Source organism: uncultured Flavonifractor sp. (genome assembly GCF_944387675.1).
Classification (GTDB): Bacteria; Bacillota; Clostridia; order Oscillospirales; family Oscillospiraceae; genus Flavonifractor.
In genome coordinates, this window is the sequence record NZ_CALXFV010000011.1 from 25,525 (window position 1) to 34,987 (window position 9,463).

Genomic DNA, 9,463 nt, shown 5'->3' on the forward strand with positions numbered 1-9,463 from the left:
ACACCCCGCTTTCTTGGCTGGGCCGGGCGGCCGGTTTACAGTCCGGCGCCGCTGGCGGTGGAATCGGTAAAGCGCACCTCAATGGCGGTACCCCGGTCCACCAGGGTACCGGCGGCCACCTCCTGCTCATAGGCGGTACTGGCACTGTAGTCGGCGGCGCCGCTGGCCTTCAGGTAGAGCCCCGCCTCGCTGAGTCTCGCCTGAGCCTGTTCCAGGCTGAGGCCCACCACATTGGGAACCTCCACCTGATCGGTGGGTACCTCCTCACCCAGGTAGAGCACCACCTGGCTGCCGCCGGGAATGGAGGCGCCCTGGGCGGGAATCTGGCCGGTGACGGTGTCCCCGTCACCCACGGTACGCAGGGTCAGGTTGTTTTTCTTCAGGGTGGTGGTGGCGGTGGCCAGCGTCTGACCGGTGACATTGGGTACCAGCACGTCGGCGGTGGCGGAGTAGGTCTTCTCCACTCCCAGGTGGTCCAGGATGTTCTCCAGCAGTTCACTGGCCATAAGGGCCGCCATGTTGCCGCCGCTGATGTACCATCCGCCGGCGGTGACATCCGCCCCGGGACTGGCCGGCTTGGGGCTGTCGTAGGCCAGCAGGATGACCACCTGGGGATCGTCCGCCGGCGCAAAGCCCAGGAAGGAGACAATGGTGTGTCCCTCGCCCTTCAGGGTCTCGGAGGAGCCGGTCTTGCCGCCGATGCGGTAGCCTTCCACGGCGGCGTTTTTGCCGGTGCCGCCATCCACCACCTTCTCCAGAATGGCCCGGCAGCGCGCGCTGGTCTGCTCACTGATCACCTGGCGCACCTCGGTGGGTTCGGTGCGCTCCACCACATTGCCGTCGGCGTCGGTGACCTGGCTGACCACGTAGGGTTGCATCAGGTGGCCGCCGTTGATGACGGCGGAGGCGGCGATAATGAGCTGGATGGGGGTGACGTTGAAGCGCTGGCCGAAGGAGGCAGTAGCCAGGTTCACGTTGTTGAAAGCGTCCCGGCCCCAGATGACGCCGGTGGACTCGCCCTGCATGTCAATGCCGGTGAGTTCCAGAAAGCCGAAGTCCTCCAGGTAGTCGTAGAACTTCTCCGCCCCCAGCCGCTGGCCGATGGCAATAAAGGCGGGGTTGCAGGAGTTGGCCACCGCCTTGGCCAGATCCTGATCCTTGTGGCCTTTGGTCTCCGAGCAGTAGATGGGCCGGGACCAACCCTCCACCGTGGTGCTGCCGGAGCAGTAAAAGTGGTCGCTCTCCGTGACCACACCCTCCTCCAGGGCGGCGGCCAGCACCACGGACTTGAAGGTGGAGCCGGGCTCGTAGGTATCGTTGATGGCCTTGTTGCGCCACTGCTGAAGCTGGGTGTCCTGGAGAGCCTGGGTATAGGCCTCCTCACTGGAGGAGGGGTCGTTCTTCACCGACTCCAGATAGGCGGAGAGCACCGGATCGGTGACTCCCCAGGGGTCGTTCAGATCGTAGGTGGGGGAGTTGGCCCAGGCCAGGATCTCCCCGGTGTTGGGGTCCATGGCGATGCAGAAGCCGCCGTCCTGGACGTCAAACTGCTCCACGCCCTTTTGCAGGATACTCTCGCAGAAGTACTGGATGGTGGCGTCAATGGTGAGGGTCAGGTCGTCGCCGTCGGTGGCGTCATAGTAGTCCTCAAACCAGTAGAGCATCTCGGTACCCACGCCGTTTTTTGCCGTCACCACCCGGCCGCTCTCCCCGGAGAGTTCGTCCTCATACAGGGCCTCCACCCCGTAGGCTCCCTCTCCCACATTGGGGTTAAACCAGCCGATGACCTGGGCGGCCAGACTGCCCTTGGGGTAATACCGCTTGCTGGTGGGCATGAGATAGATACCGCTGATGTGGTTTTCCGTAATGAATTCCTGGACGGCGTCCGACTCCTCCGCGTCCACCCGCCACTTGATCATCTCGTAGAGGGAATTCTCCTTGGCCAGCCGGGCCAGGATGTCGTCCACCTCCAAATCCAGAATTTCCGCCAGGTTCTCCGCGATAAACTGGCTGGTGGGTTCGGGATAGTCCGGCGGCTCCTTGTCGTTTTCCAGTGCGTTCTTCACCTTCTCCTGGTAATCCTTCTGGCACTGGAGAATCTCCTTGGGGGAGAGTTGCACGTTGTATACCGTGGCGCTGAGGGCCAGGGGCACCCCGCTGCTGTCGTAGATGGTACCCCGGTTGGCCTCCACCGTGCTGTCCTTGGTCTGCTGGTCCGCCACCAGTTCCCGGTACTTGTCGTACTCCTCAATCTGGATCTGCCAGAGGCGGAAAAACAGCGGCGTAAACACCACCACGCCGAAAACCGCCATCAGGATCAGGGTGCGAATGAGGATGGTACGGTTTGCCTTCCGGTCCGGCTGCTGCCGGATCACCCGGTCTTTCTTTCTGTGCGCCATGACTGGTCACCTCGCTTGGGATGTCTGGCCGGGGCTTCTGGCTCCGGCGGATAGCTACAGCGGAGGGCGTAAGAAAATTGCTTTTCTTACGCCCTCTTTCGTCCATTTTCTGCTTCATACGGGTGGGCCGCCCGGCGGCAGCCCATCTCTCTTTTTATGGGATCTGCAAATCACTATATGGCTGCGGTCACTGGAAATATTCCACAATCTCCGTCGCAATGGATTCTATGCCCTCCAGGAAGCCCCCGGCTTCCCCGCCGGTCTCCTCCTGGGCAAACAGCATCACCGAATCGGGCTCGGACAGGTCCACATAGATGGTCTGGCCGTTCTGGGGCTTGACCATGGTGCCGTTGGTCGTCATCTCCGACTCAATGCTGTCCAGGTCGTAGGCCAACTCGTACTGCGCCCGCAGCTTGGCCTCTTCCGAGCGCAGCTCGGTCATCTCGCTGCGCAGGTCCACCACCTGCTGGGAGATCACCGTCAGGTTTACATAGCTGTACAGCAGCAGCAGCGCAAACACCGCCACCGCCAAAAAGCCGGCCACCGCGAAGGGGGACACCTGACCCGCCTCCCGCACCCGGATTCTGGGCCGGGCCACCACCCGCTCCTTGGGCCGGACCAGCGGCCGGGGCTGCAAAACCTCCTCGCCGGGAAGCTGCCGTACCGCCGAACCGTCATAGGCATTATAGGGGATATCGTTGTATCGGTCGTATCGTGCTCTGTACTTTACGGCAGCTGCCATGCCTGCGTCCACTCCATTCTCCTTGGTATGCTTACAGCTTCTCCACCACCCGGAGCTTGGCGCTGCGGGCTCTGGGGTTTTCCTCCAGTTCCGCCGTTCCGGCGGCAATAGGCTTTTTGTTCACCAGCCTCACCTGGGGCTTTTTCCCGCACACACACACGGGAAAGTCCGGCGGGCAGGTGCAGCCCTTGGCAAATTCCGCCAGGGCGTTTTTCACAATGCGGTCCTCCAGGGAGTGGAAGGAGATCACCGCCAGCCGTCCGCCGGAATTCAGGCGGGGTACCGCGGCGCGCACCATCTTGTCCACCGCCGCAAGCTCGTCATTCACCGCGATGCGGATGGCCTGAAAGCTGCGCTTGGCGGGGTGCTGCTTCTCCCGCAGGGCGGAGGCCGGCATAGCCGAGCGGATGATCTCCACCAGCTGAAGGGTGGTTTCTATCTCTCTTTGGTCCCTGGCCCGGACGATGGCCCCCGCGATGGCGGGGGCGTACCGCTCCTCCCCGTACTGCCAGAGGATGCGCCGCAGCTCCTCCTGGGGCCACTCATTGACCACCGTCCGGGCCGTCAGGGTATCGGTCTTGTCCATTCTCATGTCCAGGGGCGCGTCCGCCATGTAGGAAAATCCCCGAGACGGGTCGTCCAGCTGGGGAGAGGACACCCCCAAGTCAAAGAGCATGCCGTCCACTCTGCCCAGACACAGTCCGTCCAGAATGGCGTCCAGCTCACAGAAGTTGCCGTGTACCAGCTCCACCCTGTCCCGCCAGGGGGCCAGCCGTTCCTCCGCCGCTTCCAGGGCCGCCTGATCCCGGTCCACGCAGATCAGCCTGCCGCCGGTCAGCCGTTTGGCAATCTCCCGGCTGTGGCCGGCCCGGCCCAGAGTACCGTCCAGATAAATTCCGTCCGGCCGGATGTTCAGCCCCTCCATGCACTCAGCCAGCAGCACCGGCTTGTGCATATAGCTCTGTTCTCTCATCTCAGAATCCCAAAGCCTCCATACAGGCCGACATCTTCTCCGGCGTCATCTCTTCCTCCTCCTGAGCCTGCCAGGCGCCGGCGCTCCAGATCTCCGCCCGGTCGTGGACGCCCAGAATCACCACATCCTTGTCCAGCCCGGCGTACTTGCGCAGCTTCTGAGGGATGACAATCCGCCCCTGGCTGTCCAGCTCGCACTTTGCGGCGTTGGCAAACAGGGGGCGCATGGCCTTGGACTGGCTCATAGGCAGGGAGGCAAACTTTTCTGTAAACCTGTCCCAGGTGGATTGGGGATAGATGGCCAGGCAGGCATCCACGCCCATGGCCAAATAAAAGGTAACCCCCAGCTCCTCCCGGAGCTTGGCGGGAATGAACAGGCGGCCCTTGGAATCAATGCTGTGCTCGTAGGTCCCGGTCACGCCCTTCACTTCCCCTCCACTTTACTGAATTTAAGCGGGTTTTTCCTCCACTTTGCTCCACTTACTTTTTTAGTATAAATGCTTTGTAACAGAATTGCAATAGTTTTTTCTTCTTTTTTAAAGAGAAAAACGGCTGTTTTCCCTGCGAAATCCCAGGTTTTCAGCATGAAAAACATATGTTCGACTTCTTGATGTTACAAGTGGAAACAAAAAACCACCATACCTTGCGGTATGGTGGTGAAAAAATACCATATTTCGATGTTACGTAAACGGAAATCCGGGGGGTTATTCGTCGGCAGCGGCGTCATAGGGCTGACGCCCGCCGGAGTTGGAACCCCCGGCCAGAGCGCGGAATCGGACCCGGGATTTCTTGATCTCGTCATAGGCCTCGGCCACCGCCTCCTCGGTGCGGCGAAGGGCATCCTCACAGTAGTCGTTGGCCGCCTTGCGCAGGTCCCGGCTGCGCTCCTCGGCGGTGCGGAGCATCTCGTTGGCCTTCTGCTTGGCCTGGGCCAGCACCTCGTCCTCGGCCACCATCTGCCTGGCCTGCTCCTCCGCCTGCTTGCGGATCAGCTCGCCCTCCCGCTTGGCGGAGTTGATGTACTCCGCCCGGGCGGCAATCAGCTTCTTGGCCTCGGCCAGCTCCATGGGAAATTGGGCGCGGATCTCGTCCAGCAGATCCAGGGCCTTGTCCCGCTCCAAAATGCACTTATCACTGCTCAAAGGCATGCTCTTGGCCTCGTCAATCATCTCAAAGAGCATATCCAGCAATTCATCTACGCCGGTCGCCATCAGCTATCCCTCCTGCTGTCCATTTTCCGCTGTACGTCCTCAATGATTTCCCGGGGGAGAAAGTCCGTCAGGTCCGCCCCGTAACGGGCCATCTCCTTCACCACACTGGAGCTGATATAGGTATACTTGGTGCTGGAGGGGAGAAACATGGTCTCCAGCCGGGGGTTGAGCTTGCGGTTGATGAGGGCCATCTGCAGCTCATTTTCGTAGTCGGACACCGCCCGCAGACCCTTCACCAGGGTACAGGCCTTCCGCTGTCTGGCATACTCGGCCAGCAGGGTGGAGGAACAATCCACCTCCACATTGGGCAGCTTTGCCACCACCTTGCGGATGAGCTCCACCCGCTCCTCCGGGGTGAACAGCCCCCGGTTCATCTTCTCCGAGTTCACCAGCACGCATACAATCAGCTTGTCAAAGCAGACGGCGGCCCGCTTGATGATATTCAGATGCCCCAGGGTAATGGGGTCAAAGCTGCCGGGGTAGATGGCGGTTTTCATGTGGGCTCACATCCTCATCTCGGGGAAAAGGGGGTCAGACGTCCCGGTGGTACAGCGTAATCTTGATTTTGCCGTAGCGGTAATCCCGGCCCTTGCGATAGGGGGCGGGCAGCTCCGGCAGCACCGCTTCGGCGGCACTTTCGCAGATTATTATACCATTTTCCGTCCCGATGTCAATCTTGGCGATGGCCTCCAGGGCTTTTTCCAGCATACCGGTGCCGTAGGGCGGGTCCAGAAAGATCAAATCAAACTTTTCCCCGCAGCCGGTGAGGAAGGCCAGGTAATCTCCCTGGATCACCCTGGCGCTGTCCGCCAGGCCGGTGTGGGCCAGATTGTCCCGGATGACAGCGGCGGCCTCCCGCCGCACATCCACAAAGGTGCAGCGGGCCGCCCCCCGGGACAGGGCCTCAATACCCATCTGTCCGGTTCCGCCAAATAAATCCAGCACCCGCCGGCCCTCAATGTCAAACTGGACGATGTTGAATACCGACTCCTTCACCTTATCGGTGGTGGGCCGGGTCTCCAGGCCGGGCAGTTCCTTCAGCTTCCGGCCCCGGGCGGTTCCCGTAATGACGCGCATGGCTCTCTCATCCTTTCTCTGTCCTTACCGTGGCAGCCTGCCGCTGCCGCTCCAGCGAAACCGGGTGGCCGTCGCCTCCGGCACGGCGGCATAGTCCCACTGGTGGTCGCTCTGGCGCATGTAGTCGCTGGTCACATTAAAAAACTCATGGTGAATTTCCTCCCAGCGGCCGGGACCCACGTTCTCGCCCCCGATGGGGTCGTCCCAGGTGGGGTCCACACAGTACCATTCCCCCTCCAGCCGCACCATATTCCAGGCGTGGTCGCTGGTGGAGCCGTAAGCGGCTCCCGTCACCGTGATACACTGGATGTCCGCCAGATCCATCAGCAGCTGGAAGCTGGCGGTGTAGCCCAGGCAGATGCCGTATCCCTCCACCAGCAGGCCGTAGGGGTTGGTGTTGTCGGGCCTGCCCTGGCCGTCGTCATATACCGTCTCGTCGTACTCCGCCAAACGCACCATAGCGTCGTGGAGGGCCAGCTCCTTCTCAAAGTCGGTCATGCCATCCCGGACATGCTCTGCAAAAAGCGCCCGGCAGCAGGTCAGGATGGCGGCGTCCTTCTCGCTCAGGCCGTCCTCCGCCCCGCTCTCCCAGGCCTCCAGAATGGCCGAGGTATCATAGAGGGCCATGTCGTGCTCCTCCGGCGGGTCAAAGGGATACCGGGCGTTGAGGGCGTCAAAGTCCGGGGTGGGGGCGGCCGTGGGTACGGGGGTAGACTCCAGGGCAGGCTCCGGGAGGGGGGTAGGTGTGGGTTCCGGGTCAGGCAGCACCTCCCCGCCCAGCGCCGCCGCCAGGGCGTCCAGAGCGTCCCGGGGCTGCTCACACACCAGCAGGGCGGCGTATCCGTCCAGAGTAGTCACCACCGCCTGCTCCAGCAGGGCGGCCTGATCCGGGGCGTAGCCGAAGAAATCCCCCGTCCGGGCTTGGCGGTACGCCTCCAGGGCGGCAGCCACCGTCTCTTCATCCTCCGTCTGGCTCAGTCGGAGGATGATAATCTCCCGTGCGTCCACACCGGAGGCGGCGTAAACCGCCGCCTCGGTCCACCCTCCCTCCTCCACACCGCACACGGCGGTGAGGTAGTCGGTACGGTCGCTGCCGGTAAGAGGCGTCAGCCCCGCCGTATCCGGCTGGCTGTCCAGCACCGCCCGGGCAGCCTGGTCCGCCGTCACATATTCCTCCGGGGCGGCGGTGTTGCCGCCATCCGGCGCTTCGCAGGCGCACAGCAGCAGTGCCAGGGCCAAAGTCAGCATCCATTTCATTCGTCCTGACTCTCCTTTTCCCGAAAAAAGGCATAGACCGCCTGGGCGGTGTTTCTGGGTACCGCCGCCTGGAGCTGCTCCAGGGTGGCGGCTTTGATGGCTTTGATGCTCTTGAAGTGGCGGAGCAGCTCACTCCGCCGCTTCTCCCCCACTCCGGGAATCTGGTCCAGCACCGAGCCTCGTACCCGCTGGCTCTGCTGCTGGCGGTGGAACTCAATGGCAAAGCGGTGGGTCTCCTCCTGAATCTGGCCGATAAGGGAGAAGATGGCCTGACTGCCCTGGATGCCGATCTCCTGTCCCTGGGGCGTCACCAGAGCTCTGGTGCGGTGGCGGTCATCCTTCACCATGCCGAACACCGGAATGGCAAGGCCAAGCTCCCGGAGCACGCTCTCCGCCACCCTGGCGTGGTTCACTCCGCCGTCGATGAGCAGCAAATCCGGCTTGCCGGCAAACTTCTCGTCTCCCTCCAGGTAGCGCTGAAAGCGGCGGCGGAGCACCTGGTCCATGGAGGCATAGTCGTCTGGACCGTCCATGTTCCGCAGCTTGAAGTGGCGGTAGTCCCGCTTCAGGGGCCTGCCGTTGACATATACCACCATAGAGGCCACAATGTCGTCGGCACCCTGATTGGAGATGTCGTAAGACTCCATTCTCCGGGGCGGAGCGGGCAGGTCCAGTAGGGTCCCCAGCAACTCCATCAGTTTGCTCTGCCGCTCCTCCCGGGTGGTCCAGCGCTCCACCTCTTCCCTTGCGTTGGTGTTGGCCAGGCGGATCAAATCCAGTTTCGCACCCCGCTGGGGGGTCACCAGCTCCACCCTCCGCCCCGCCGCCTCGGACAGCAGGCGGGCCAGCGGCACCTCGTCCTCCAGCTCGCAGGGCAGCAGAATCTGCCGGGGAAAGCTTCCCCGGCCGCCGTAATACTGCCGCACCAGGGCGGAGAGGATCTCCGCATTTTCCTCCTCCAGCGGGGTGTCGATGAGGTCCCAATCCTTGGCGGCCAGCTCCCCTTCCGCAAAGTGGAGTACCACAAAGCAGCTGCGGGTGGCCTCTCCCTTGTGGAAGCCCACCACGTCGGTGTCCGCCAGGGAGCCCGCTACCACCTTCTGCCGCTTACCCAGCAGCTCGATGGCCTTGTAGCGGTCCCGCAGCTCAGCGGCTTTTTCAAACCGCAGCTCTTCCGCCGCCAGCTCCATCTCCGCCTTCAGCTCGTCCCCCACCTCCTGGAACTTCCCCTCCAGCAGGCGAACAGCCTGGTCAATGGCTTCCCGGTAGCGGCTCTGGTCCATCTCCGGCCGGCAGTAGCCGTCGCACTGGCCCATGTGATAGTTGAGGCAGGGCCGCTCCTTCCCGATGTCCCGGGGAAATTTCCGGTTGCAGGAGGGCAGCTTCAGGGCAATGCGCAGGGCGTCAATGATGTTCTGGGTATTGCCCCGGCTACCGTAGGGGCCGAAATACCGGGCTCCATCCTCGGCTGCTCTGTTGGCCAGGGAAAATCTGGGGTACTCCTCCTTCACCGTCAGGCGGATATAGGGGTAGCCCTTGTCGTCTTTGAGCAGGATGTTGTACCGGGGCTGATGGCGTTTGATCAGGGAATTTTCCAACACCAGGGCCTCAAACTCCGAGTCGGCCACAATGACATCGAAGTGGTCAATCTGGCTTACCATGGCCCTTGTCTTTTCCGTGTGGGTGGCCAAGTTGGCAAAGTACTGGCTCACCCGGTTTTTCAGCGCCTTGGCCTTGCCCACATAGATGACCGTGTTCTTCTTGTCCTGCATGATATACACGCCCGGCTTCAGCGGCAGGGCATG

The 9,463-nt window shown here is 62.2% G+C and carries 10 protein-coding genes; all 10 read right to left on the reverse strand.

Features of this window, described 5'->3' with window-relative positions; genetic code table 11:
- Positions 1 to 35: 35 nt before the first annotated feature.
- Positions 36 to 2,399, reverse strand: coding sequence for a penicillin-binding transpeptidase domain-containing protein (locus Q0J74_RS02285; RefSeq protein WP_297209991.1), 2,364 nt, complete (start codon positions 2,397 to 2,399; stop codon positions 36 to 38).
- A gap of 187 nt (positions 2,400 to 2,586) precedes the next feature.
- Positions 2,587 to 3,141, reverse strand: coding sequence for a hypothetical protein (locus tag Q0J74_RS02290; RefSeq protein ID WP_297209994.1), 555 nt, complete (start codon positions 3,139 to 3,141; stop codon positions 2,587 to 2,589).
- A gap of 31 nt (positions 3,142 to 3,172) precedes the next feature.
- Positions 3,173 to 4,114, reverse strand: coding sequence for a 16S rRNA (cytosine(1402)-N(4))-methyltransferase RsmH (gene rsmH, locus Q0J74_RS02295; RefSeq protein ID WP_297209996.1), 942 nt, complete (start codon positions 4,112 to 4,114; stop codon positions 3,173 to 3,175).
- 1 nt (position 4,115) lies between these two features.
- Entirely contained in the window at positions 4,116 to 4,541 is a 426-nt protein-coding gene (gene mraZ, locus Q0J74_RS02300; RefSeq protein WP_297209998.1) for a division/cell wall cluster transcriptional repressor MraZ, read from the reverse strand.
- Positions 4,538 to 4,708, reverse strand: coding sequence for a hypothetical protein (locus tag Q0J74_RS02305; RefSeq protein ID WP_297210001.1), 171 nt, complete (start codon positions 4,706 to 4,708; stop codon positions 4,538 to 4,540). Before Q0J74_RS02305 ends, mraZ begins: the two co-directional genes overlap by 4 nt.
- A gap of 109 nt (positions 4,709 to 4,817) precedes the next feature.
- Positions 4,818 to 5,324, reverse strand: coding sequence for a hypothetical protein (locus tag Q0J74_RS02310; protein WP_297210003.1), 507 nt, complete (start codon positions 5,322 to 5,324; stop codon positions 4,818 to 4,820).
- Positions 5,324 to 5,821: a pantetheine-phosphate adenylyltransferase gene (gene coaD / locus Q0J74_RS02315; RefSeq protein WP_297210007.1), complete on the reverse strand. Its 498-nt coding sequence runs from the start codon at positions 5,819 to 5,821 to the stop codon at positions 5,324 to 5,326. Before coaD ends, Q0J74_RS02310 begins: the two co-directional genes overlap by 1 nt.
- Before the next feature lie 34 nt (positions 5,822 to 5,855).
- Positions 5,856 to 6,401, reverse strand: a complete 546-nt coding sequence (gene rsmD / locus Q0J74_RS02320) for a 16S rRNA (guanine(966)-N(2))-methyltransferase RsmD (RefSeq protein WP_297210010.1) — start codon at positions 6,399 to 6,401, stop codon at positions 5,856 to 5,858.
- 24 nt (positions 6,402 to 6,425) lie between these two features.
- Positions 6,426 to 7,658, reverse strand: coding sequence for a DUF4358 domain-containing protein (locus Q0J74_RS02325; protein WP_297210013.1), 1,233 nt, complete (start codon positions 7,656 to 7,658; stop codon positions 6,426 to 6,428).
- A partial coding sequence (gene uvrC / locus Q0J74_RS02330; protein WP_297210016.1) for an excinuclease ABC subunit UvrC occupies positions 7,655 to 9,463 on the reverse strand: 1,809 nt, incomplete at its 5' end. The genes Q0J74_RS02325 and uvrC, both read right to left, overlap by 4 nt.